This window comes from Alkalibacterium sp. m-11 (assembly GCF_054658155.1).
On sequence record NZ_BAAGIR010000294.1, the window covers coordinates 1 to 827 of the forward strand.

1 protein-coding gene and 1 pseudogene are annotated in these 827 nt (G+C 41.6%); both read right to left on the reverse strand.

What is annotated here, in order from left to right:
- On the reverse strand, positions 1–311 hold a 311-nt coding region (gene tnpA / locus ACYQ2O_RS12465), incomplete at its 3' end, for an IS200/IS605 family transposase (RefSeq protein WP_459796735.1).
- Between the two features lie 352 nt (positions 312–663).
- Positions 664–827 (reverse strand): annotated as a pseudogene (locus tag ACYQ2O_RS12470) (transposase); the annotation flags it as partial.

Consider the following 827-nt stretch of genomic DNA (forward strand, 5'->3'; position numbering starts at 1 on the left):
TTTCGATCCCCATATCGGTATTTCAAATTGGCATGTCGATCGAAAATCATCAGGCTACTTTTTCCTTTCAAATACCCCATGAACTGAGATACACTCAACTTTGGTGGGATACTAACTAACATATGAAGGTGATCCTTGCACGCATTCGCTTCGTGTATTTCCACTCCTTTTCTCTGACAAAGTTCTCGCATAATCTCACCGATGCTTTGTTTATACTTGCCGTATATTATCTGTCTTCTGTACTTGGGTGCGAAAACGATGTGATACTTACATCTCCATTGTGAATGTGCTAAACTGTTCTTATCCTTCATGGGACGCCTCCTTCAATGATTTGAGTAAGTGGTCGGGAAACCAACTTTATCTTATCATTAAGTGAGGCTTTTTTTGACCCCACGCTGAAAGCTATCCTGAACCCCCGGCATAGCCGGGGGTTTTCAAAGTACACAAAAAAAACGGACCAACCTATCAGTTTAAAAGCTCGAGTGGAGCAGGGGAGCTGGTTAACTGGGAGAGTGTTGAGAGAGAATATATCTCAAAATAATTAAAAGGGGGCTGGGAAAAAACCAGCTCTTAACAAACAAAAAGAACAATGAAAACCGTCGGTTTTAGATGGTCTTCATTGTTCTTTTGTATTTTTTCTGAAGATCTAGAAGTACATCCTCCTTTTCTTCGGAGTTCGAGGATCAGTTTCGTTAAATTTATGCTCATAAGCATCAAGCCAATGTCATTATGCACGGCTTGATTCCCTCTGACATGAACGCGGCGCATGCCAAAGACACCTTTCATCCGACCGAAAACAGTTTCTACGTCAATCTTTCGCTGGGCAT